Source organism: Bacteroides sp. ZJ-18 (assembly GCF_011038705.2).
GTDB lineage: Bacteria > Bacteroidota > Bacteroidia > Bacteroidales > Bacteroidaceae > Bacteroides > Bacteroides hominis.
This window is the reverse complement of sequence record NZ_CP072198.1, coordinates 3,769,319-3,793,645: the sequence shown is the minus strand read 5'-3', so window position 1 is coordinate 3,793,645 and position 24,327 is coordinate 3,769,319. Positions and strand designations below refer to the sequence as shown.

Genomic DNA, 24,327 nt, shown 5'->3' with positions numbered 1-24,327 from the left:
TGTCAGGTCGGTCACCTGTCACGGTTTTAGTACTTATGGGATGAATTCTCCTTTTGTGGTGATTTTCACTTTTACTTCCAGCTCTCCTTTTTCCAGTTCAACCAGATAGTATTCGCCTGTGGGAGTTTCAAAAAAGTCGGCTTCATCTACGTGATATCCGGCATATTGTGGTGAAGAGGCAATGGCACTGGTCACCTCAACCGGTAGTGCATTCCGGTGTACGTCCCAGGAAGTGTATGCCCATTGGTTGGAGCTGTTGAATACAACCTCTTTGCTGATATTGTTGTGGATAATATCGACTTCTGTCATTCCATGTTCCACTTCAATCTCCGCCAGGCGCGCATTCGGATACTTCTCTTTTATAAAGTTCTCGATGGCTGCGGGGACTTCCGCCGGAAGGTAATTTCCCGAATCATTGTCCGTGTCTGCAACGTTTTTAATGAGGATTCCTTCTGCCGAATAATACAGGTCGAACTCTTGTTTGCCGGATTCTACTTCGATGACATATACGGTTTCCATATCCAGACGTTCCAGCATATCTACATCATCTATTTTCCATTTTGCATATTCACTGCTTTCAAAAGCACTTTTTACCGCTGAGGGCAGAGCCTGATATGGAATGTCGGTTTCTGTCATTTGCCATGTTCCGTCCGGAGTAAACCAAGCAGAGGTTTCATAGTTTTGATGGCGGAAGTCAGCCACATAATAGTTACCTTTTGTTTCCCACTTTTCATTGCTGACTGTCGGGTACTTTGCGGTGAATGCGTTTTTCAGTTCTGCCGGTACATAAGACAGATCATCATCATCATCGTTATCACAGCTTTGTAATCCCAGGGCACCCAGTGCCAAAAGAAGAAAATACATTTTCAGTTTCATTTCTACTATACTTTTTTTAGTTGTCAATTCATGTTATGCGCATATTGTAATAAAGCGGAATTATACCCGTATATGTGCGTAACATCAGTTATCGATATCGATTAAGTTAAATTTAGAGTCGAATTTTAGTTCCCATCCGTTGGACAGTTTCACTTCATAATCCGCTTTATCACGTTCTATTTTCAGAATCTTCGCGTCCGCATAGTTGGTGGTTACGTACTTCTGGATAGGAGCGGGTATTATGCCCTGTGGCACTACACTGAATTTACAATTTACTTCAGTCCAGTTTCCTTTCTTGTCGAATTCCACTTTGTTGCCGTCGGTGAAAATGACGTCGTAGCTTTTCTGTAAGAAATCGCTTTCAACTTTGGCCATGGCAATGTTGTTGCCGGCAAAATGTTGTTTGATGAACTGCTGTGCCTTCTGCGGCATTTGGCTTACCTGGATAGGTTTATCATCGTCCGCTCTTGCGATGGTTTGCAGAGTGAACAGGCATACGAATAAAAGAAGTAACTTTTTCATAATCGTCTTTTTTTATTGGTTTTTACTTTTAGCAATTAATTTATAATGCAAAGATGAAGGTCGATTCTGAAAAGAATTGGGAATTCTCTCCATTTTGATACTTTTTTCTAAATAAAAGTTCGATTACTCTTGTTCATCCGGTTGAACTTATACTGTATATTTACACAACATTTAACGCTGAGCGGGAAGTCCTTCTCGCAATAGATATGAAAAGATTTTGTACAGGCAGGTGTGCCGGGGAGTCGTATTCACCACAGATTACACGGATTTTTGCAGATGAATGTCGCCGGCTTTCAGTAGATTAAATTCGTTCTGTGTTAATCTGGGTAATCTGTGGTGAAATTGTTCTTCCGTAATTCGAAACAGTGTTCATCTTTCTCAAAATAATACCTGAGTGTGAGATGCTGTAATTTGCAGATGGAGTCGGCTATGGCAAGTCCCAGTCCGGTCGAACCTTCCTTTTTGCTTCCCTGATAGAATCGTTCAAAGATATGGGTCGCATCCAGGGGACGGTCTGTGCCGCTATTCCTGAAGGTCATGCTATGGCCGGTTATTTCAATCCGGATATGTCCACTGTCTACGTTGTGTACAAACGCATTTTTGAGCAGGTTCGTTATCAGGGCGACTGCTAATGATTCATTCATCTCCGCCCGGAATATTCCCTGTTCATCTAACGTCAGCTCAATTTCCCGATAGCCGTATACTTCTTCATAATCTTCTATATATCGCTTGAGCATACTGTTGAATTCCACCGTTTGGGTCTCGGAGAATTGTCCGTTATCTATTTTGGATAGTAACAGCAGCGATTTATTGAGCTTGGTGATATGCTCCAGGGTCTGGTGCGTTTTTATCAGCTCTTCCAACTGTGCTTCAGACAAGGAGTCGTCTTCCATCAGCATTTCCAGGCGATTCCGGCAGATGGCTAACGGCGTTTGCATTTCGTGTGAAGCATTGCCGATGAATTGCTTTTGTTGTTCAAAGATGTGCTCGCTTCGTTCCGCGTTGCGGATGGCTGCTTCGTTCAGCTTCCTGAACTCCATAATTTGCGTTTCATTCTTCAAAGGGCGATTGGGACGGCCTATCCTGTAGGCATCCAGCCAGCGCAGCAGATTGTAAAGTGGCTTCATGCTGCGGTGAAATATCCAGATGCAGACAATCAGGATGGTGAGCAGCAGGACGATGTACAGAAAAATAATCCATCCCAGCATGGCGTCTTTCAGGTCGTCCTTCTCGATCGTCGGTGTCGATACGGTAAGCTCGTAATATTGCCCTTCGTCATCTTTGAATAAGGTGGTCAGTATGCGTGCCGGTTCAGTCTCTTCCTTTTCCACAATATAAACCATGGAGTCTTTGTAGCAGATATCTTCGCGTTCGTCGGCATACTCTTTGCTTACTTTTCTAAGATAGTACTGATTGTTCGATCCATTGTTTTTCGAGGGCAGTTCTTCTCCGGCCAGGGCACGGATAATGATGGTTTCCGAGTAATCCTCCAGAGAGTCGTCTACTTCGTCGTTCACTTCATCTATCACGGCTATATAGAAAAATACAGCCCATGCCCCGAGAACAACTGTCAGCATGAGTGCGATGCGGATGATAATGCGGTATATCAACTTCATGGAGGTAGGGTCTTTTTTTATTCAACAGTCATTTTGTAGCCGAATCCATATACAGCCTTAAGTTCTGCCAAGGCACCGGCATCTTTAAGTTTCTTTCTCAGATTCTTGATTTGCGCATAGATGAAATCAAAATTGTCTACTTGGTCGATATGATCTCCCCACACCGATTCGGCAAGTGTGTTTTTGTTTACCAGTCGTCCGGGACGGTTGGCAAAGTAAAGAAGAATATCATACTCTTTGCGGTTTAATTCTATTTCCTTGTCATCTACGAATACCTGGAATGTATCGGGAACGATACGTATGTTGGCCAGGCGTATGTCCATTTCTCCGTCGCGGCGCTGGCGTCGGATCACACTTTTGATGCGGGCATTTAATTCGGCCAGGTGAAAGGGTTTGGGCAGATAGTCGTCAGCGCCCAGTTCCAGTCCCAGTACTTTATCGTCCAGGGAGTCTTTGGCCGAGATGATAATTACATTTTCCCGTTTATGCATCTTCTTCAGTTGCTCCAGCAGATTCAGCCCATTGCCGTCAGGCAACATAATGTCCAGCAAGACGCAGTCGTAATCGTAGTCCTCTATCTTGCGTAATCCCGACTGGAAGTCTGCGGCAGCTTCCACTACGTAGCGTTCTTTTTCGAGCGAACGCTGGATAAGTTCCCTCAGTGAGGGTTCGTCTTCGATTATTAATATTTTCATAGGGCTTTTTATTTCTACCTGCAAAGAAAAGGCTTATTTCTGAAATAAAACTGAAAAGAAAAGCTATTTTATTTTTCTATCTCAACAGAAGTGTCTAATTTTGTTTCCAATAAACAAAAATAACACGAGTATGAATCTCTAATACTATAATTTATCATGTTGACTCAAATTATCAATGGACGCATATTTACTCCGCAAGGTTGGTTGAACGAAGGTTCTGTGTTGATGAGAGATGGAAAAATTCTGGAAGTAACTAATTGCGACCTGGCGCTGATCGGTGCCGATCTGGTGGATGCCAGAGGAATGTATATTGTTCCCGGCTTTGTTTGTATGCATGCCCATGGCGGAGGAGGACACGATTTTACGGAATGTACCGAAGAGGCTTTCCGCACGGCGATAGCTGCACACATGAAGCACGGCGCCACCAGTTTTTTCCCGACACTTTCTTCTTCTCCGTTTTCCGAAATACGCAAAGCTGTAGATATATGCGAAAAACTGATGGCCGAACCCGATAGCCCGATACTCGGCTTGCATGTGGAAGGCCCTTACCTGAACCGTAAGATGGCGGGAGAACAGTTTGCAAACCAAGTGAAAGAAGTCAATGTGGCAGAATACACCTCTTTGCTTGAAAGCACCGATTGCATCAAGCGTTGGGATGCCTCTCCCGAACTGCCCGGAGCACTTGACTTTGCACGTTGTCTGAGGTCGAAGGGTATTGTAGGAGCTGTTTCGCATACGGAAGCCGAATATGATGGCATAAAGGAAGCATACGAGGCAGGATTTACACATGCTGCGCACTTCTACAATGCAATGCCGGGCTTCCATAAGCGTCGCGAATATAAATACGAGGGAACGGTTGAGAGTGTCTATCTGACCGATGGCATGACTATCGAGCTGATTGCTGACGGCATTCATTTGCCTTCCACTATTTTGAAACTGGCTTATAAGCTGAAGGGAGTGGAGCATACTTGCCTGGTGACCGACGCACTTTCATATGCGGCTGCTGAAGGCAAGGCAATTGACGATCCCCGTATTATTATAGAAGACGGTGTGTGCAAGCTTGCCGACCGTTCGGCCTTGGCAGGTAGTATTGCTACCATGGATCAGTTGGTGCGTACGATGGTGAAGGCTGATATTCCTCTGGCAGATGCCATACGTATGGCTTCTGAGACTCCTGCCCGTATTATGGGAGTTTATGACCGTAAAGGATCTCTCCAGAAGGATAAAGATGCGGATATTCTGATCCTGGATCGTGATCTGAACGTCAAGGCGGTATGGGCTATGGGGCAGTTGGTGAAGGAGTCGTAAATAGTTCACTACGGATTATACAAATTTACTGTTGCCCTCTTATGCCGGTTATTTGTAAGAAGGGCTTTCAATAGAAATTGTTAGTGTCGTTACTATTCTTATTCTATTCTTATAAATGGAAGGGGAGGAGGATAAGAATAGTAACGACTTACTTTAATCTGTGGTTCAATTACCGTTAATTTTCAACTTCGTCTTTTCTTAAATCGGTATATTTCCTTATTCTCCCTTTTTCTCTGATCATTTCTCAATTTTCTGAAAAACGCCCCTATAGCCTCCTTATACGGCCATCCTTTTACTTTTAAAACCAAGACCCTTTACCTCTAAAATCAACGCTTCCTTGGTTTTAAACCAACGAGCCTTTGGTTTAAAAGGTAGGCTTCTCCCGTTTCCATCCCAAATTTTGCTTGTGAAAATATTGTATAACTAGGCTTTACGGATCGCAAATGTGTTCTTCCGAATTGCATTGGCACTTGCTTTAATTGCACCTATACCTGCTCTGATTGCACCCATATCTGCTTTGATCGCAACTATACTTACTTCAATCGTAACTATCCTTTTCGGTCCGCCACTTATCCCTTTTCCCGGAAAACATTCCCTTGTCTCTCTATTGTCTTCATCTTCAATCTTTTTCTTCCTTTCGTTTCTTCTCTTCCTATTACCTGATTTAACAGGATGTTAAATCAAGGCTTTTGTCTCCAAATAACAAGTCTTTTCGAAGCAAAAGCCTTGTTATTTCCATCCCTGAAATAAATGTTTCCCCAACCGCATTAACAATGTTAACGCAGGATTCCGTTCAATTCCCGTCTGATTCTTGTTTGATCCTTGTCTGATTACTGTTTGACTCCTGCTCAATTTCCATTCAATCCCCGTCTGATTCCTGTTTTAATTTCCGTCCAATCCTCGTCTGATTCCCACCGACTTTTCAGTTTAATCCCTGTTTGACTCCCATCTGATTCCCGTTCACTCTCCATTCAGTCCCTGTCCAATTCCAGTTTCATCCCCTCCAATTTTCCTCCAATTCCCTATTTTTCTCCGCAATTCCACCCCAAAACACTCGTTCTCCTCCCTTTCGTAGCACATATCCTTTCCTTTATCTCCTGAAAATTCCCCCTCTATATATTATAATAATGTGTCCCCTTGGCCCTCCCTTTTTCCTTCTTTTAAAAGTATGCTCTAAAACCTACCTCTCCCTCAGCCATTTACATCTGAATTTATATTTTTATTCAAAAAAACTTCCTTATATATTTGCCTTGTATTGGTAAATCGCGTACTTTTGCACCCGCTTTCCAAGAGAGGGAGAGCCGATTGAAATTGACATGTTGCAGCCGCGTATTGATTGCCTTAACGAACAACAAAAATAATTTCCTTTTTCTTTGGAGTTTAATATTAAAATTCGTTATCTTTGCAGTCCGATTCGCGATAAAAGGCGTTTATTCCGGTGCCTTTCCCTTTCGCTAAGAGAGCCAGAGAACAGACCGGGAGAACATTTTAAAAAAAAACTTCCAAAACATTTGGTGTTTTAAAATAAACCTTTTACCTTTGCACCCGCTTTTGAAACGAAGCACAATCGAAAAGAAGAGTTCTTTGAAAAATTGATAAACAATACAAGTAGTACAAGTAAATTTAGAACCGTCAATACTTATTATATAGGTATATGAAAAAATGACCGTCAATAAATTTTCGACATCCTGAACAGAGCTAATATTGTCCCTTATTGGGATATATAACAATACTTTTACAATGAAGAGTTTGATCCTGGCTCAGGATGAACGCTAGCTACAGGCTTAACACATGCAAGTCGAGGGGCATCAGGAAGAAAGCTTGCTTTCTTTGCTGGCGACCGGCGCACGGGTGAGTAACACGTATCCAACCTGCCCTTTACTCGGGGATAGCCTTTCGAAAGAAAGATTAATACCCGATGGGATAATCATTCCGCATGGTTTGATTATTAAAGGATTCCGGTAAAGGATGGGGATGCGTTCCATTAGGTTGTTGGTGAGGTAACGGCTCACCAAGCCTTCGATGGATAGGGGTTCTGAGAGGAAGGTCCCCCACATTGGAACTGAGACACGGTCCAAACTCCTACGGGAGGCAGCAGTGAGGAATATTGGTCAATGGGCGCGAGCCTGAACCAGCCAAGTAGCGTGAAGGATGACTGCCCTATGGGTTGTAAACTTCTTTTATATTAGAATAAAGTGCAGTATGTATACTGTTTTGTATGTATAATATGAATAAGGATCGGCTAACTCCGTGCCAGCAGCCGCGGTAATACGGAGGATCCGAGCGTTATCCGGATTTATTGGGTTTAAAGGGAGCGTAGGTGGACTGGTAAGTCAGTTGTGAAAGTTTGCGGCTCAACCGTAAAATTGCAGTTGATACTGTCAGTCTTGAGTACAGTAGAGGTGGGCGGAATTCGTGGTGTAGCGGTGAAATGCTTAGATATCACGAAGAACTCCGATTGCGAAGGCAGCTCACTGGACTGCAACTGACACTGATGCTCGAAAGTGTGGGTATCAAACAGGATTAGATACCCTGGTAGTCCACACAGTAAACGATGAATACTCGCTGTTTGCGATATACAGTAAGCGGCCAAGCGAAAGCATTAAGTATTCCACCTGGGGAGTACGCCGGCAACGGTGAAACTCAAAGGAATTGACGGGGGCCCGCACAAGCGGAGGAACATGTGGTTTAATTCGATGATACGCGAGGAACCTTACCCGGGCTTAAATTGCAGTGGAATGATGTGGAAACATGTCAGTGAGCAATCACCGCTGTGAAGGTGCTGCATGGTTGTCGTCAGCTCGTGCCGTGAGGTGTCGGCTTAAGTGCCATAACGAGCGCAACCCTTATCTTCAGTTACTAACAGGTCATGCTGAGGACTCTGGAGAGACTGCCGTCGTAAGATGTGAGGAAGGTGGGGATGACGTCAAATCAGCACGGCCCTTACGTCCGGGGCTACACACGTGTTACAATGGGGGGTACAGAAGGCAGCTACCTGGTGACAGGATGCTAATCCCAAAAGCCTCTCTCAGTTCGGATCGAAGTCTGCAACCCGACTTCGTGAAGCTGGATTCGCTAGTAATCGCGCATCAGCCACGGCGCGGTGAATACGTTCCCGGGCCTTGTACACACCGCCCGTCAAGCCATGGGAGCCGGGGGTACCTGAAGTACGTAACCGCAAGGAGCGTCCTAGGGTAAAACTGGTGACTGGGGCTAAGTCGTAACAAGGTAGCCGTACCGGAAGGTGCGGCTGGAACACCTCCTTTCTGGAGCGATGTTGGAAACGACGTTCATCGGTTCTAAAATTGTACTACTGGTACTTGTTTATTTATAGAATATAGATCGACCGTCTATAGCAATATAGATAGAGATAAACAAGAGAAAAACAGAAGCCGAGTCTAAGACAGGACACGGTTGAACTAGTCCTATAGCTCAGTTGGTTAGAGCGCTACACTGATAATGTAGAGGTCGGCAGTTCAACTCTGCCTGGGACTACCAAGACGAGATTGATATCTTGTATGATTGGGGGATTAGCTCAGCTGGCTAGAGCATCTGCCTTGCACGCAGAGGGTCAACGGTTCGAATCCGTTATTCTCCACCATTGATACGCTGGCAACACAAGTTGCCGAATGTTATCATACGATCTTTGACATGATGTACAGAAAAAAGTAAATTTAGTAAGAGCTAAAAGTATATATCGAACCATTTGGTTCAGATCCTTTTTAAGAAAAGGAGATGAACCTGGCGATAAAAGAAAGTAAATAAGGGCGCATGGCGGATGCCTTGGCTCTCGGAGGCGATGAAGGACGTGATAAGCTGCGATAAGCTTCGGGTAGGTGCAAATAACCTTTGATCCGAAGATTTCCGAATGGGACAACCCGGCATTCTGAAGGAATGTCATCCAACTAAGTTGGAGGCTAACGCAGGGAACTGAAACATCTTAGTACCTGCAGGAAAAGAAAATAAATAATGATTCCCCTAGTAGTGGCGAGCGAACGGGGAATAGCCCAAACCACCCATGTTACGGCATGTGTGGGGTTGTAGGACCACGCTCTCGCAAGAAAGTTATTGAGAAGAAGCGACTGGAAAGTCGCGCCATAGACGGTGATAGCCCGGTATTCTAAGGTAACTGAAGCGTAGTGGTATCCTGAGTAGCGCGGAGCACGAGGAATTCTGCGTGAACCAGCCGGGACCATCCGGTAAGGCTAAATACTCCCGAGAGACCGATAGCGAACCAGTACTGTGAAGGAAAGGTGAAAAGCACTTCGAATAGAAGAGTGAAATAGTCCCTGAAACCATGCGCCTACAAGCGGTCGGAGCAGCGTAAGTTGTGACGGCGTGCCTTTTGCATAATGAACCTACGAGTTACTTTTTCCGGCAAGGTTAAGCATCTTGAGATGTGGATCCGAAGCGAAAGCGAGTCTGAACAGGGCGGATAGTCGGAAGGAGTAGACGCGAAACCAAGTGATCTACCCTTGGGCAGGTTGAAGGTTAGGTAACACTAACTGGAGGACCGAACCGATAAGCGTTGAAAAGCTTCCGGATGACCTGAGGGTGGGGGTGAAAGGCTAATCAAACTTGGAGATAGCTCGTACTCCCCGAAATGCATTTAGGTGCAGCCTTGAGAATTACTAATGTGAGGTAGAGCGACTGATAAGATGCGAGGGCTTCACCGCCTATCAAGTCTTGATAAACTCCGAATGCGCATTAGTTCGATCTCAGGAGTGAGGGCATGGGTGCTAAGGTCCATGTCCTAAAGGAGAAGAATCCAGACCATCAGCTAAGGTCCCCAAATAAACACTAAGTTGAACTAACGAAGTCAGATTGCTAAGACAGCTAGGATGTTGGCTTGGAAGCAGCCATTCATTTAAAGAGTGCGTAACAGCTCACTAGTCGAGGAGTTTGGCGTGGATAATAATCGGGCATCAAGTGTTTTACCGAAGCTATGGGATACGTAAGTATCGGTAGGGGAGCATTCCACTCTGCGTTGAAGGCGAAGCGTGAGCTTTACTGGAGCGTGTGGAAAAGCAAATGTAGGTATAAGTAACGATAAAGGGGGTGAGAAACCCCCTCGCCGCAAGACTAAGGTTTCCTGATCAACGCTAATCGGATCAGGGTTAGTCGGGTCCTAAGGCTCAGCCGAACGGTGATGCCGATGGCAGAACAGGTTAATATTCCTGTACTAGCATTAAGAGTGACGTGGAGACGGAGGAGTGACAACGCCGCGGACTGACGGAATAGTCCGTTAAAGGGTGTAGATGTTGATTATCCCAGGCAAATCCGGGATAAGAGTCGAACCTGATAGTATACCAATTTCCTCGGAAAACGGTAATAGTGCGTGTAAACATACTCCCAAGAAAATCCGCTAAACTTAATCTTAATGGTACCCGTACCGCAAACGGACACACGTAGTCGGGTTGAATATACTCAGGCGCTTGAGTGAATCACGGTTAAGGAACTAGGCAAATTGACCCTGTAACTTCGGGATAAAGGGTCCCTACCCGGTGACGGGAGGGCGCAGAGAATAGGTCCAGGCAACTGTTTAACAAAAACACAGGGCTGTGCAAAATTGAAAGATCACGTATACAGCCTGACACCTGCCCGGTGCTGGAAGGTTAAGAGGAGATGTCATCGCAAGAGAAGCATTGAATTGAAGCCCCAGTAAACGGCGGCCGTAACTATAACGGTCCTAAGGTAGCGAAATTCCTTGTCGGGTAAGTTCCGACCTGCACGAATGGTGTAATGATCTGGACACTGTCTCAACCGTGAGCTCAGTGAAATTGTAGTATCGGTGAAGATGCCGATTACCCGCGATGGGACGAAAAGACCCCGTGAACCTTTACTATAGCTTAACATTGAATTTGGGTAATTGATGTGTAGGATAGGCCGGAGACTTTGAAGCAGGTACGCCAGTATTTGTGGAGTCGCTGTTGAAATACGGCCCTTTGATTATTTGAGTTCTAACTCGCAGTTGCGAGGACACTGTTTGGTGGGTAGTTTGACTGGGGTGGTCGCCTCCAAAAGTGTAACGGAGGCTTCTAAAGGTGCCCTCACGCCGATTGGTAACCGGCGGCAGAGTGTAATGGCATAAGGGCGCTTGACTGGGAGACTTACAAGTCGATCAGGTAGGAAACTAGAGCATAGTGATCCGGTGTTTCCGTATGGAAGGGACATCGCTCAAAGGATAAAAGGTACTCCGGGGATAACAGGCTGATCCCTCCCAAGAGCTCATATCGACGGAGGGGTTTGGCACCTCGATGTCGGCTCGTCACATCCTGGGGCTGGAGAAGGTCCCAAGGGTTGGGCTGTTCGCCCATTAAAGTGGCACGCGAGCTGGGTTCAGAACGTCGTGAGACAGTTCGGTCTCTATCTATCGTGGGCGCATGAAATTTGCGTGGCTCTGACACTAGTACGAGAGGACCGTGTTGGACTGACCTCTGGTTTACCGGTTGTGCCGCCAGGTGCATTGCCGGGTATCTAAGTCGGGATTGGATAAGTGCTGAAAGCATCTAAGTACGAAGCCAGCCACAAGATTAGATTTCTTTTAGGGTCGTTGTAGACTACAACGTTGATAGGACGCAGGTGTACAGGTGGTAACATCACAGCCGAGCGTTACTAATTGCCCGATGACTTTCTTTTATTGTCCTTTATGGTTTATATATCCGTTTAGCTTTACTATCCGGGTGATAGACGGCTAAGTTTACTTTTGTACATTATGTCTACCTTATTCAGGTGACTATAGCATCAGGGTTCCACCTCTTCCCATTCCGAACAGAGAAGTTAAGCCTGATCACGCCGATGGTACTGCGTAACAGTGGGAGAGTAGGTAGTTGCCGTTTTTTTCAGAGAGTTCATCCCCTCGGGTCAGAAGACACGAGGGGATGACTTGTTTTTGGGTATAAGCAATATCTCCTGACAATCTTTTTATCGGCTTCATCCCATATACTCCTGACTCAATCTTCATTTTTCCGGTTTTATCATAATTCAATGTTTGATGTATTATCAGACTGTTTATCTTTGCCATCATCTGAAAAGATGAAACGGGAAGATAAATGTGTCGGGATCGTCATAACCTTTACTTTTGGACGCTTCTTTTCGCGATTACGAACAGTTTTCTTCCTCTTTTCTCTTTTTTTATCAGATTGAATTTTGTACTTTTGGCGAGAATCTGATGAGAAACACTTAGATATTATAATATAAACTTCTAAATAGTCCGTGAATATGGAAAACAAAATTCAAGAGTTGACCGATAAGATTTATCGCGAAGGCGTCGAAAAAGGTAATGAAGAAGCCCGCCGTCTTATTGCGAATGCTCAGGAAGAAGCTAAAAAAATCGTTGAAGATGCCCATAAAGAAGCTGAATCAATTATTGCCACCTCTCGTAAATCTGCCGATGAACTGACAGAGAATACCAAATCAGAGTTGAAACTGTTTGCCGGTCAGGCAGTAAATGCGTTGAAATCAGAAATAGCCACTATGGTAACTGATAAAATTGTGACCGCACCGGTAAAGGAGTTTGCACAGAATAAAGATTTTCTGAGTGCTTTTATCGTAGCTCTGGCTTCCAAATGGAGCGTAGACGAGCCGATTATCATCTCAACTTCTGATGCGGAATCTTTGAGAAAGTATTTTGCGGCCAATGCTAAAGCATTGTTAGACAAAGGTGTTACCATAGAACAAGTGAATGGTATTAAGGCATTGTTTTCTGTATCTCCTGCAGACGGTTCATATAAAGTGAATTTCGGAGAAGAGGAATTTATGAATTACTTTAAAGCATTCCTGCGTCCTCAGTTGGTAGAAATGTTATTCTAAAGGGATGCGTTATGAGTAAATATTATTACTTGGTAGCCGGTTTGCCGGAACTCGCACTTGAGGACAGTAAGCTGAGCTATACAGTAGCTGATTTTAAAACGGAAATTTACACGGGCTTGTCAGCTTCAGATCAAAAATTAATTGATCTGTTTTATTTGAAGTTTGATAATGCCAATGTACTGAAGCTTCTGAAAGATAAGGAAGCCGCCATTGATACCCGGGGAAATTTCTCCGCGGAGGAACTTGCTGAATATATCTCTGTTCTTAAAGAAGGAGGAGAAATCAGTACTAAAGAATTTCCTGCATATCTTGCTACTTTCATTTCCGACTATTTCAATACTCCGGCAGACAATGCTGTTTTACTGGAAGATCATCTGGCTGCACTTTATTATGATTATGCAATGAAATGCGGAAATAAGTTTGTGGCTTCCTGGTTCGAATTCAATCTTACAATTAACAATATCCTTGTGGCATTGACCGCTCGGAAGTATAAATGGGATGTTGCCCGCAATATAGTGGGTGATACGGAAATATGTGAGGCTTTGCGAACTTCCGGAGCCCGTGATTTCGGACTTTCCGGTGAAGTGGATTTTCTGGATCAGTTAGTGAAAATCAGTGAAATAACAGAACTGGTAGAACGCGAGAAGAAGTTGGATGCTTTACGGTGGAACTGGATGGAGGAAGCTATTTTCTTTAACTATTTTACCATCGAACGTATTTTTGCTTTCTTATTGGAACTGGAAATGATTGAACGTTGGATCTCTTTGGATAAGGAAAGAGGAAATCAACTGTTCCGCAGTATCATAGAGTCACTGAAGAATGAAGTGCAGATTCCCGCAGAATTCAGGTAATCCTGCCAAACTCGGATAAATAAATTAAAAAAATATATGGCAACAAAAGGAACTGTTAGTGGCGTTATTGCCAACATGGTGACCCTCGTCGTTGATGGACCGGTAGCTCAAAATGAGATTTGTTATATCTCAACCGGTGGCGATAAATTAATGGCGGAGGTGATTAAGGTCGTAGGTACACATGTATATGTTCAGGTGTTCGAAAGCACTCGTGGATTGAAAGTGGGGGCCGAAGCCGAATTTACCGGACACATGCTTGAGGTGACCTTAGGTCCCGGTATGTTATCGAAGAATTACGATGGTCTGCAAAACGACCTTGATAAGATGGATGGCGTATTCCTGAAGAGAGGACAATATACCTATCCGTTGGATAAAGAAAGTGTATGGCATTTTGTTCCCCTTGTCAATGTAGGGGATAAAGTGGAAGCATCTGCCTGGTTAGGACAGGTGGATGAAAACTTCCAGCCATTGAAGATCATGGTACCTTTCACGCAGAAAGGTGTTTGCACGGTGAAATCGATTGTACCTGAAGGCGATTATAAGATTGAAGACGTAATTGCTGTTTTGGTAGACGAAGAGGGAAACAACGTTGAAGTGAATATGATTCAAAAGTGGCCGGTAAAAAGGGCTATGACGAATTATAAAGAAAAACCGCGTCCGTTTAAATTGCTTGAAACCGGTGTACGTGTGATTGACACTGTCAATCCGATAGTAGAGGGGGGGACAGGATTTATTCCCGGTCCGTTCGGTACAGGTAAAACCGTACTTCAGCATGCTATCTCTAAACAGGCAGAGGCCGATATTGTGATCATTGCCGCCTGCGGTGAACGTGCGAACGAGGTTGTGGAAATATTTACTGAGTTCCCAGAACTGGTGGACCCACATACGGGACGTAAGCTGATGGAGCGTACCATTATTATCGCCAATACTTCGAACATGCCGGTAGCGGCCCGTGAAGCTTCTGTGTATACGGCTATGACGATTGCCGAATATTATCGTGCGATGGGATTGAAGATCCTGTTGATGGCAGACTCTACTTCCCGTTGGGCACAGGCATTGCGTGAGATGTCGAACCGTATGGAAGAGTTGCCCGGGCCGGATGCATTCCCGATGGACTTGTCCTCAATCATTTCTAACTTCTACGGTCGTGCAGGTTATGTAAAACTGAATAACGGTGAGAGTGGTTCTATTACCTTTATCGGTACGGTATCTCCGGCCGGAGGTAACCTGAAGGAACCTGTGACTGAAAATACTAAAAAGGTAGCCCGTTGTTTCTATGCGCTGGAACAGGATCGTGCCGATAAGAAGCGCTATCCGGCTGTGAATCCGATCGACTCTTATTCTAAATATATCGAATATCCTGAATTTGAGGCATACATTGCCGAACACATCAATGACGAATGGATCGGTAAAGTGAATGAGATCAAAACGCGTTTGCAGCGTGGTAAGGAAATTGCCGAGCAGATCAACATCTTGGGTGATGACGGTGTGCCGGTAGAATATCATGTCATTTTCTGGAAGTCGGAGTTGATTGATTTCGTTATATTGCAACAGGATGCATTCGATGAAATTGACGCCGTTACTCCGATGGAGCGCCAGGAAGCTATCTTGAACATGGTGATAGACATCTGTCATACGGAATTTGAGTTTGACAACTTTAATGAGGTTATGGACTACTTCAAGAAGATGATTAACATCTGCAAGCAAATGAACTATTCAAAGTTCAAATCGGAACAATATGAAGGTTTCCAGAAGCAATTGAAGGAGTTGGTTGCCGAGAGAAGTGTCAAATAGTGGATTGTAACTAAATTGTAAATAATAACATGGCTACAAAAGCATTTCAAAAAATATATACTAAGATTACTCAGATTACCAAAGCTACCTGCTCGCTGAAAGCTACAGGGGTAGGTTATGATGAGTTGGCCACTGTGAATGGTAAACTGGCTCAGGTTGTAAAGATAGCTGGTGACGAAGTGACTTTGCAGGTGTTTGAGGGTACGGAAGGTATCCCGACCAATGCTGAAGTGGTATTTCTGGGTAAATCGCCTACGCTGAAAGTAAGCGAGCAACTGGCCGGACGTTTTTTCAACGCCTTTGGTGATCCTATCGACGGAGGACCGGAGATTGAAGGACAGGAAGTCGAGATCGGAGGCCCTTCTGTGAATCCGGTACGCCGTAAACAACCTTCAGAACTGATTGCAACCGGTATTGCCGGTATCGACTTGAATAATACCCTGGTTTCCGGTCAGAAGATTCCTTTCTTCGCCGATCCGGACCAACCGTTTAACCAAGTGATGGCGAACGTAGCATTGCGTGCGGAAACAGATAAAATCATTCTGGGAGGTATGGGTATGACAAACGATGACTACCTGTATTTTAAGAATGTATTCTCCAATGCCGGTGCGCTCGACCGTATCGTCAGTTTCGTGAATACCACGGAGAACCCTCCGGTAGAACGTCTGCTGGTACCGGATATGGCTTTGACTGCGGCTGAATATTTCGCAGTACAGCACAATCAGAAAGTATTGGTTCTGCTGACCGATATGACTTCGTATGCCGATGCTTTGGCTATCGTGTCGAACCGTATGGATCAGATTCCTTCGAAAGACTCTATGCCGGGCTCTCTTTATTCGGACCTTGCTAAAATCTACGAAAAAGCGGTACAGTTCCCCGATGGTGGTTCCATCACAATTATTGCTGTGACTACGTTGTCCGGCGGTGATATCACGCATGCCGTACCCGATAACACCGGTTATATCACCGAAGGACAGTTGTTCCTGCGTCGTGATAGCGATATTGGTAAGGTTATTGTCGATCCGTTCCGTTCATTGTCCCGTCTGAAACAGTTGGTAACCGGTAAGAAGACCCGTAAGGACCATCCACAGGTGATGAATGCTGCGGTACGTCTGTATGCCGATGCCGCTAACGCCAAGACGAAGTTGGAGAATGGTTTTGACCTGACCAATTATGACGAACGTACTTTAGCTTTTGCCAAGGACTATTCCAATCAGTTGCTTGCCATCGACGTCAATCTGGATACGACAGAAATGCTGGATGTGGCATGGGGATTGTTCGGCAAATATTTCCGTCCGGAAGAAGTGAATATCAAGAAGGAACTGGTAGATCAGTATTGGAAAAAATAGTAAATAAACGAGATGGCTATAAAGTTTCAATATAACAAAACCTCCCTTCAGCAGCTCGAGAAGCAACTGAAAGTGCGGGTGCGTACCCTCCCGATTATTAAAAATAAGGAGAGTGCCCTTCGCATGGAAGTGAAGCGCTGTAAAAGCGAAGCTGCCGATCTGGAGGAAAGGCTGGAAAAACAAATCCAGGCTTATGAAGCCATGTTCGCACTTTGGAATGAGTTTGACACCTCATTGATAAAAGTAAATGATGTTCATCTTGGTATCAAAAAAATAGCCGGTGTAAGGGTGCCTTTACTCGAGAATGTAGATTTCGAGATTCGTCCGTACAGCCTGTTTAATGCTCCCAAATGGTATGCCGATGGTATACATTTGCTTAAGGAGTTGGCGCATACCGCTATAGAGCGTGAGTTCACGCTGGCCAAGCTGGGCTTGTTAGAACATGCGAGGAAAAAGACCACTCAGAAAGTTAATCTTTTTGAGAAGGTACAGATACCTGGTTATCAGGATGCTTTGCGTAAGATAAAACGCTTCATGGAAGATGAGGAGAATTTGTCTAAGTCGTCGCAAAAGATTCTGAAATCACAGCAAGAAAAAAGGAAGGAGGCAGAGGCATGATTACAAAAATGAAGAAACTCACATTCCTGGTTTATCATAAGGAGTACGAAGCTTTTCTGAACAGTCTTCGGGAACTCGGAGTCGTTCATATTGTGGAGAAACAGCAGGGAGCGGCTGAGAATGCCGAGTTACAGGATAACATCCGTCTTTCTGCCCGTCTTGCCGCCGCATTGAAATTGTTACAGAACCAGAAACATGGGAAAGATGCGGTCATTGCAACCCATGGAGGCAGTGCTGAACGTGGCCTACAGGTGCTTGACGAAATAGATGCTCTGCAAACCGAACATAGTAAACTGTTGCAACAGCAGCAAATCTGCGGAAAGGAAAAAGATGCCTTGGAAGCCTGGGGCGATTTTGAACCGGGAGGCATACAGCGGTTGAAAGATGCCGGTTATGTGGTCGGATTCTATACTTGTCCCGAAGGTAACTACAAAGAAGAATGGGAAGCGGAATATAATGCAATGGTTATTTGCCGTATTTCTTCAAAGGTCTTTTTCGTCACCGTGACCAAAGACGGAGAAGAGGTCGATCTGGATGTAGAGCAAGCTAAACTGCCGTCGCAGTCATTGGCACAACTTGAAATGCAGTATACCAATACCGGGATTGCACTTGAAGAGAATGAAAAGAAGTTGGTTGCTTTGTCTGAAACCGACATACCTTCGCTGAAGGAGGCTTTGAAACAGGTGCAGACTGAAATAGAATTCTCAAAGGTCGTTTTAAGTACGGAGCAGACTGCCGGTGATAAATTGATGTTGCTTGAAGGATGGGCTCCTGCTGCCAGTAAGGTTGAAATCGAAGCCTATCTGAATGACGCACATGTTTATTACGAGATCACAGACCCGACACCGGAAGACAATGTTCCGATTGAATTGAACAACAAAGGCTTCTTTGCCTGGTTTGAGCCGATTTGCAAATTGTACATGTTGCCGAAATATAACGAACTGGACTTGACGCCGTTCTTTGCTCCGTTCTTTATGATCTTTTTCGGACTTTGCCTGGGAGATTCCGGATATGGCTTGTTCCTGTTTGTGGGGGCTACCGCTTACCGTTTGCTGGCAAAGAAACTGAGTCCGTCGGCCAAATCGATCATCTCTCTGATTCAGATACTGGCTACTTCCACTTTCTTCTGCGGATTGCTGACCGGAACCTTCTTCGGTGCCAATATTTACGACCTGCCCTGGCCGTTCATCCAGCGCCTGAAGAGTGCAGTCTTTATGGATAATAATGACATGTTCCAGCTCTCACTGATTTTGGGTGCGGTGCAGATTCTGTTCGGTATGGTATTGAAGGCTGTCAATCAGACCATCCAGTTTGGCTTCAAATACGCCATTGCGACGATCGGGTGGATCATTCTCCTGTTATCGTTGGCTTTTTCGGCGCTGTTGCCGAAAGTGATGCCGATGGGAAGTACCGTACATCTGATCATTATGGGCATTGCCGGTATTATGATTTTCCTGTTCAACAGTCCCGGAAAGAATATCTTTCTTAATATCGGACTGGGTTTATGGGATTCTTATAACATGGCAACGGGGCTGTTGGGTGACGTTCTTTCATACGTGCGTTTATTCGCTCTGGGATTGTCAGGAGGAATTCTTGCCGGAGTATTCAACAGTCTGGCAGTAGGCATGAGTCCGGACAATGTGATTGCCGGTCCCATTGTGATGGTGCTGATATTCGTTATCGGACATGCCATCAATATCTTTATGAATGTGCTCGGAGCCATGGTTCACCCCATGCGTCTGACTTTCGTGGAGTTTTTCAAGAATTCCGGTTACGAAGGCGGCGGCAAGGAGTACAAACCATTCAGAAAATAGAGAAATAAAAAGAAAAATAGTAGAATAATAAATTAAAAAATAAAATTAAGATTATGGAAATGAATTTGTTTATTGCTTACATTGGCATCGCGGTTATGGTTGGTTTGTCGGGCATCGGAAGTGCTTACGGAGTGACTATCGCAGGTAACGCTGCTATCGGCGCATTGAAGAAGAACGATAGTGCATTCGGTAACTTCCTTGTATTGACAGCTCTTCCGGGTACACAGGGATTGTATGGTTTCGCAGGCTACTTTATGTTCCAGACTATCTTCGGCATCCTTACTCCGCAGATAACTGCCATTCAGGCTTCTGCCGTATTGGGTGCAGGTATTGCCCTCGGACTGGTTGCCCTGTTTTCCGCTATTCGCCAGGGACAGGTTTGCGCCAATGGTATTGCAGCCATCGGACAAGGCCATAATGTATTCAGCAACACATTGATTCTTGCTGTATTCCCCGAACTTTATGCTATCGTGGCATTGGCAGCTACCTTCCTTATCGGTAGTGCGCTGGCATAAATGATAAGCTAATGATTTATAAAAACACTTAAGCGTTTTCAGCAAAACGTCTAAGTGTTTTCTGAAAAGACTTAAGCGTTTTCCAAAAACACTTAAGTCTTTTTTTATGCTCTGAAACCTCGTTGTAAACGCTTGTTTGTGCTATTTTGCTTATATTTTTTGTATAAAGTATTATTTTTCAATAAATAATGCGTACTTTTGCACCTGCGTAATAAAAAGAGTTTTAAACATTTATATGGTAAAAGATTTATTAACCCCCGATTATATCTTCGAAGCCAGTTGGGAAGTGTGCAACAAGGTAGGAGGAATTTATACTGTTTTGTCCACAAGGGCAAATACGTTGCAAACTAACTTCCGTGACAAATTATTCTTCATAGGGCCGGATGTGTGGCAAGGAAAAGAAAACCCTTTGTTTATAGAATCTGACAACCTCTGTGCGGCATGGAAAGAACATGCCCTCAATAAAGATAACCTTTCTGTCCGTGTCGGACGTTGGAATATTCCGGGTGAACCCATTGTTATTCTGGTTGATTTTCAGCCTTTCTTTGAGAAAAAGAATGAAATCTATACTGAAATGTGGAATCATTTTCAGGTAGATTCGTTGCATGCTTACGGCGATTATGACGAAGCATCCATGTTCTCGTATGCTGCTGGAAAAGTGGTAGAGAGCTTCTATCGTTATAATCTGACTGAAAATGATAAGGTTGTTTATCAGGCACATGAATGGATGACCGGTTTGGGAGCACTATATGTGCAGCTGGCCGTACCCGAAATAGGGACTATTTTCACTACCCACGCTACCTCTATCGGCCGGAGCATTGCCGGAAACGATAAACCCTTATATGATTATCTGTTTGCCTATAATGGCGACCAGATGGCCCAGGAACTGAATATGCAGTCGAAGCACTCTATTGAGAAGCAGACCGCACATCATGTCGACTGCTTTACGACAGTAAGCGAAATCACTAATAACGAGTGTAAAGAGTTGCTGGATAAGGCAGCAGACGTAGTGCTGATGAATGGCTTCGAGGACGATTTCGTACCTCAGGGAACGGCCTTCACCGGTAAACGCAAACGTGCCCGTTCGCTGATGTTGAACGTGGCCAATAAACTTCTTGGAACCAATATGGGCGATGATACGTTGATTATCGGTACCAGCGGACGCTATGAATTTAAGAACAAAGGAATCGACGTGTTTCTGGAATCGCTGAACCGCTTGAACCGGGACAAAGATTTGCAGAAGAACGTACTGGCATTTGTCAATGTGCCGGGTTGGGTAGGAGAGCCCCGCGAGGACTTGCAGACCCGCCTGAAGAGCAAAGAGAAGTTCGATACTCCGCTTGAAGTGCCTTTCATTACCCATTGGCTGCATAATATGACCCACGATCAGGTGTTGGACATGTTGAAGTATCTGGGTATGGGAAACCGTCCGGAAGATAAGGTGAAAGTGATTTTCGTCCCGTGTTATCTGGATGGAAAGGATGGAATCCTGAATAAAGAATATTATGACTTGATATTGGGAGAAGACTTGAGTGTCTATCCTTCTTATTACGAACCTTGGGGATATACTCCGCTTGAGAGTGTAGCCTTCCGCGTACCTACCATTACGACTGACCTGGCAGGCTTCGGTCTTTGGGTGAACAGCCTGAAGAATCAGCATGGGCTTGATAATGGAGTAGAGGTGCTGCATCGTTCGGACTATAATTACTCAGAAGTTGCCGACGGTATCAAGGATACGATCGCGCTGTTCTCGGGTAAAACGGAAATTGAGGTGAAAGAAATCCGCAAGCATGCGGCGGCTGTGGCCGAACAGGCTTTATGGAAGCATTTCATCAAGTATTATTACGAGGCTTATGATATTGCTTTGCGCAATGCAATGAAACGTCAACTAAACTAAGTATTTATTCATCAACAAGTAAACAATAACATTATGAAAATTAAAGTAAGTAATGTGAATACTCCGAATTGGAAGGAGGTAACTGTAAAGTCACGTGTTCCTGCGGAATTAGAGAAATTATCTGAACTTGCACGCAACATTTGGTGGGCATGGAATTATGAAGCTACTGAACTGTTCAGAGATTTGGATCCGACCCTTTGGAAAGAAGCTGGTCAAAATCCGGTACTTTTGCTTGAACGTATGAGTTACGAAAAATTGGAAGCTTTATCAAAAGATAAGGTTATCCTGAAACGTATGAATGACGTATATGCTAAATTCAGAGACTACATGGATGTGAAGCCAGACGATAAACGTCCTTCTGTAGCCTACTTTAGCATGGAGTATGGTTTGAATCACGTTCTTAAAATATATTCCGGCGGTTTAGGTGTACTGGCCGGCGACTATCTGAAAGAAGCTTCTGACAGCAATGTAGATCTTTGCGCGGTAGGTTTCCTGTATCGCTACGGTTACTTTACACAAACGCTGTCTATGGACGGGCAGCAGATTGCCAATTACGAAGCACAGAACTTCGGTCAGCTTCCTATCGACCGTGTGACGGATGCAGACGGAAAACCGTTGGTAGTGGATGTGCCTTATATGGATTACTACGTACATGCAAATGTATGGAGAGTAAACGTAGGACGTATTTCTTTGTATCTGCTCGATACAGACAACGAAATGAACAGTGAATTTGACCGTCCTATCACTCACCAACTCTACGGAGGTGACTGGGAAAACCGTCTGAAACAGGAGATCCTGTTAGGTATCGGCGGTATGCTGACACTGAAAGCACTGGGCATCAAGAAAGATATTTATCATTGTAACGAAGGACACGCTGCCCTGATCAACGTACAGCGTATCTGCGACTATGTAGCTACCGGTCTTACTTTCGACCAGGCTATCGAGTTGGTTCGTGCATCTTCTTTATATACGGTTCATACTCCGGTTCCTGCCGGTCACGATTACTTTGACGAAGGTTTGTTTGGCAAGTATATGGGTGGCTATCCCTCAAAGATGGGTATCAGCTGGGACGATCTGATGGATCTCGGACGTAACAATCCGGGTGACAAAGGAGAACGTTTCTGTATGTCGGTATTTGCCTGCAACACTTCTCAGGAAGTGAACGGTGTGAGCTGGCTGCATGGAAAGGTTTCTCAGGAGATGTTCTCTTCTATCTGGAAAGGATACTTCCCGGAGGAAAGCCATGTGGGCTATGTGACCAACGGTGTACACTTTCCTACTTGGAGTGCTACGGAATGGAAACAGCTTTATGCTAAATATTTCAACGAAAGCTTCCTGTATGATCAGTCAAATCCGAAGATTTGGGAAGCTATCTATAATGTGCCCGATGAAGAAATCTGGAAGACCCGTGTAACTATGAAGAACAAGCTGGTGGATTATATCCGCAAGCAGTTCCGTGAAACGTGGTTGAAGAACCAGGGAGATCCGTCACGCATTGTATCTCTGTTGGATAAGATCAATCCGAATGCGTTGCTGATTGGTTTCGGCCGCCGTTTTGCCACTTACAAACGTGCTCACCTGCTGTTCACCGATTTGGAACGTCTGTCGAAGATTGTTAATAACCCCGATTATCCGGTACAGTTCCTCTTCACAGGTAAAGCCCACCCGCACGATGGTGCAGGTCAGGGGCTGATTAAGAGGATTGTTGAGATCTCTCAGCGTCCGGAATTCCTGGGCAAGATTATCTTCCTCGAAAACTACGATATGCAGTTGGCCCGCCGTCTGGTGAGTGGGGTTGATATCTGGCTGAACACGCCGACCCGTCCGCTTGAAGCATCCGGTACATCGGGTGAGAAAGCTTTGATGAACGGTGTATTGAACTTCTCCGTGCTCGATGGATGGTGGCTTGAAGGTTACCGCGAAGGTGCAGGTTGGGCATTGACCGAGAAACGTACTTACCAGAATCAGGAACATCAGGATCAGCTCGATGCAGCTACCATCTACAGTATTCTTGAAACAGAAATTCTGCCGTTATATTATGCCCGCAACAAGAAGGGGTATTCAGAAGGCTGGATTAGAAGTGTGAAAAACTCAATCGCTCAGATTGCTCCTCACTATACAATGAAGCGTCAACTCGACGATTACTATAGCAAATTCTACTGCAAGGAAGCCAAGCGCTTCAAAGAATTGTCTGCCAATGATAATGCGAAGGCAAAAGAAATTGCAGCATGGAAAGAAGAAGTGGTTGCCAAGTGGGATTCCATCGAGATCGTTTCAAGAGATAGAGAAGCAGACATTGCACAAGGCGATATCGAAAGCGGCAAGGAGTATACGATTACCATTGTCGTTGATGAAAAAGGATTGAACGATGCAGTGGGACTGGAGTTGGTTACAACTTATACGACTCCGGAAGGAAAACAGCATGTTTATTCGGTAGAACCATTCAGCGTGGTTAAGAAAGAAGGCGATCTGTATACATTCCAGGCTAAACACAGCTTGTCGAATGCAGGAAGCTTCAAAGTATCATACCGTATGTTCCCGAAAAATCCGGATCTGCCTCACCGTCAGGACTTCTGTTATGTGCGTTGGTTTGTCTGATTGGTATGTAAAGTAAAGAGAGATTTACCATAACTATTTGAAAGGCTGTTTTGAAGTGTATA

General features: G+C 44.7%; 14 protein-coding genes, 2 tRNA genes and 3 rRNA genes. 15 read left to right on the top strand and 4 right to left on the bottom strand.

Features of this window, described 5'->3' with window-relative positions:
* Positions 1–33: 33 nt before the first annotated feature.
* The 4 genes from G7Y45_RS15290 to G7Y45_RS15275 all read right to left on the bottom strand — a co-directional run bounded on the left by G7Y45_RS15290 (position 34) and on the right by G7Y45_RS15275 (position 3,709).
* Positions 34–876, bottom strand: a complete 843-nt coding sequence (locus tag G7Y45_RS15290; RefSeq protein ID WP_165017753.1) for a PepSY-like domain-containing protein — start codon at positions 874–876, stop codon at positions 34–36.
* 84 nt (positions 877–960) lie between these two features.
* Positions 961–1,398: a PepSY-like domain-containing protein gene (locus G7Y45_RS15285; protein WP_022012486.1), complete on the bottom strand. Its 438-nt coding sequence runs from the start codon at positions 1,396–1,398 to the stop codon at positions 961–963.
* Between the two features lie 317 nt (positions 1,399–1,715).
* Positions 1,716–3,014, bottom strand: a complete 1,299-nt coding sequence (locus G7Y45_RS15280) for a HAMP domain-containing sensor histidine kinase (protein WP_165017756.1) — start codon at positions 3,012–3,014, stop codon at positions 1,716–1,718.
* Positions 3,015–3,031: 17 nt separating this feature from the next.
* Positions 3,032–3,709, bottom strand: coding sequence for a response regulator transcription factor (locus G7Y45_RS15275; protein WP_005779794.1), 678 nt, complete (start codon positions 3,707–3,709; stop codon positions 3,032–3,034).
* Between the two features lie 156 nt (positions 3,710–3,865).
* On the opposite strand from G7Y45_RS15275, the gene nagA reads away from it, so the two are divergent.
* The 15 genes from nagA (at position 3,866) to G7Y45_RS15200 (ending at position 24,265) form a co-directional block, all read left to right on the top strand.
* Positions 3,866–5,017 (top strand): N-acetylglucosamine-6-phosphate deacetylase, encoded by a 1,152-nt coding sequence (nagA, locus tag G7Y45_RS15270; protein ID WP_122143553.1) that lies wholly within the window; start codon positions 3,866–3,868, stop codon positions 5,015–5,017.
* 1,737 nt (positions 5,018–6,754) lie between these two features.
* Positions 6,755–8,283: ribosomal RNA gene (locus tag G7Y45_RS15265) — 16S ribosomal RNA — on the top strand.
* 155 nt (positions 8,284–8,438) lie between these two features.
* Positions 8,439–8,515 (top strand) — tRNA-Ile (locus G7Y45_RS15260).
* A 26-nt stretch (positions 8,516–8,541) separates the two neighbouring features.
* Positions 8,542–8,618: transfer RNA gene (locus G7Y45_RS15255), tRNA-Ala, on the top strand.
* A gap of 150 nt (positions 8,619–8,768) precedes the next feature.
* Positions 8,769–11,656: ribosomal RNA gene (locus tag G7Y45_RS15250) — 23S ribosomal RNA — on the top strand.
* An 89-nt stretch (positions 11,657–11,745) separates the two neighbouring features.
* Positions 11,746–11,856: ribosomal RNA gene (rrf, locus tag G7Y45_RS15245) — 5S ribosomal RNA — on the top strand.
* Together the 16S, 23S and 5S rRNA genes with 2 tRNA genes alongside form the textbook arrangement of a ribosomal RNA operon.
* Positions 11,857–12,238: 382 nt before the next feature.
* Positions 12,239–12,829 carry a V-type ATP synthase subunit E family protein gene (locus tag G7Y45_RS15240; RefSeq protein WP_005778476.1) on the top strand — a complete coding sequence of 197 codons (591 nt, stop codon included), beginning with the start codon at positions 12,239–12,241 and terminating at the stop codon, positions 12,827–12,829.
* Between the two features lie 11 nt (positions 12,830–12,840).
* Positions 12,841–13,680: a DUF2764 domain-containing protein gene (locus tag G7Y45_RS15235; protein WP_165015268.1), complete on the top strand. Its 840-nt coding sequence runs from the start codon at positions 12,841–12,843 to the stop codon at positions 13,678–13,680.
* Between the two features lie 36 nt (positions 13,681–13,716).
* The gene (locus G7Y45_RS15230) at positions 13,717–15,474 is read left to right on the top strand and encodes a V-type ATP synthase subunit A (RefSeq protein ID WP_005778474.1); all 1,758 of its coding nucleotides are present in this window, start codon (positions 13,717–13,719) and stop codon (positions 15,472–15,474) included.
* Positions 15,475–15,503: 29 nt separating this feature from the next.
* Entirely contained in the window at positions 15,504–16,823 is a 1,320-nt protein-coding gene (locus G7Y45_RS15225; protein WP_005778472.1) for a V-type ATP synthase subunit B, read from the top strand.
* Positions 16,824–16,835: 12 nt separating this feature from the next.
* Positions 16,836–17,441 carry a V-type ATP synthase subunit D gene (locus tag G7Y45_RS15220; protein ID WP_005778470.1) on the top strand — a complete coding sequence of 202 codons (606 nt, stop codon included), beginning with the start codon at positions 16,836–16,838 and terminating at the stop codon, positions 17,439–17,441.
* Positions 17,438–19,255: a V-type ATP synthase subunit I gene (locus G7Y45_RS15215; RefSeq protein ID WP_005778468.1), complete on the top strand. Its 1,818-nt coding sequence runs from the start codon at positions 17,438–17,440 to the stop codon at positions 19,253–19,255. Before G7Y45_RS15220 ends, G7Y45_RS15215 begins: the two co-directional genes overlap by 4 nt.
* Before the next feature lie 53 nt (positions 19,256–19,308).
* Positions 19,309–19,770: a V-type ATP synthase subunit K gene (locus tag G7Y45_RS15210; RefSeq protein WP_002562679.1), complete on the top strand. Its 462-nt coding sequence runs from the start codon at positions 19,309–19,311 to the stop codon at positions 19,768–19,770.
* Between the two features lie 235 nt (positions 19,771–20,005).
* Entirely contained in the window at positions 20,006–21,667 is a 1,662-nt protein-coding gene (locus G7Y45_RS15205) for a glycosyltransferase (RefSeq protein WP_005778464.1), read from the top strand.
* A 33-nt stretch (positions 21,668–21,700) separates the two neighbouring features.
* The gene (locus G7Y45_RS15200; RefSeq protein WP_005806753.1) at positions 21,701–24,265 is read left to right on the top strand and encodes a glycosyltransferase family 1 protein; all 2,565 of its coding nucleotides are present in this window, start codon (positions 21,701–21,703) and stop codon (positions 24,263–24,265) included.
* Positions 24,266–24,327 lie beyond the last annotated feature (62 nt).

Bases quoted from the DNA above. Each gene is read 5' to 3' on its own strand.
- G7Y45_RS15290 (WP_165017753.1), bottom strand. From the start codon at position 876: ATGAAACTGAAAATGTATTTTCTTCTTTTGGCACTGGGTGCCCTGGGA.
- G7Y45_RS15285 (WP_022012486.1), bottom strand. From the start codon at position 1,398: ATGAAAAAGTTACTTCTTTTATTCGTATGCCTGTTCACTCTGCAAACC.
- G7Y45_RS15280 (WP_165017756.1), bottom strand. From the start codon at position 3,014: ATGAAGTTGATATACCGCATTATCATCCGCATCGCACTCATGCTGACA.
- G7Y45_RS15275 (WP_005779794.1), bottom strand. From the start codon at position 3,709: ATGAAAATATTAATAATCGAAGACGAACCCTCACTGAGGGAACTTATC.
- nagA (WP_122143553.1), top strand. From the start codon at position 3,866: ATGTTGACTCAAATTATCAATGGACGCATATTTACTCCGCAAGGTTGG.
- G7Y45_RS15240 (WP_005778476.1), top strand. From the start codon at position 12,239: ATGGAAAACAAAATTCAAGAGTTGACCGATAAGATTTATCGCGAAGGC.
- G7Y45_RS15235 (WP_165015268.1), top strand. From the start codon at position 12,841: ATGAGTAAATATTATTACTTGGTAGCCGGTTTGCCGGAACTCGCACTT.
- G7Y45_RS15230 (WP_005778474.1), top strand. From the start codon at position 13,717: ATGGCAACAAAAGGAACTGTTAGTGGCGTTATTGCCAACATGGTGACC.
- G7Y45_RS15225 (WP_005778472.1), top strand. From the start codon at position 15,504: ATGGCTACAAAAGCATTTCAAAAAATATATACTAAGATTACTCAGATT.
- G7Y45_RS15220 (WP_005778470.1), top strand. From the start codon at position 16,836: ATGGCTATAAAGTTTCAATATAACAAAACCTCCCTTCAGCAGCTCGAG.
- G7Y45_RS15215 (WP_005778468.1), top strand. From the start codon at position 17,438: ATGATTACAAAAATGAAGAAACTCACATTCCTGGTTTATCATAAGGAG.
- G7Y45_RS15210 (WP_002562679.1), top strand. From the start codon at position 19,309: ATGGAAATGAATTTGTTTATTGCTTACATTGGCATCGCGGTTATGGTT.
- G7Y45_RS15205 (WP_005778464.1), top strand. From the start codon at position 20,006: ATGGTAAAAGATTTATTAACCCCCGATTATATCTTCGAAGCCAGTTGG.
- G7Y45_RS15200 (WP_005806753.1), top strand. From the start codon at position 21,701: ATGAAAATTAAAGTAAGTAATGTGAATACTCCGAATTGGAAGGAGGTA.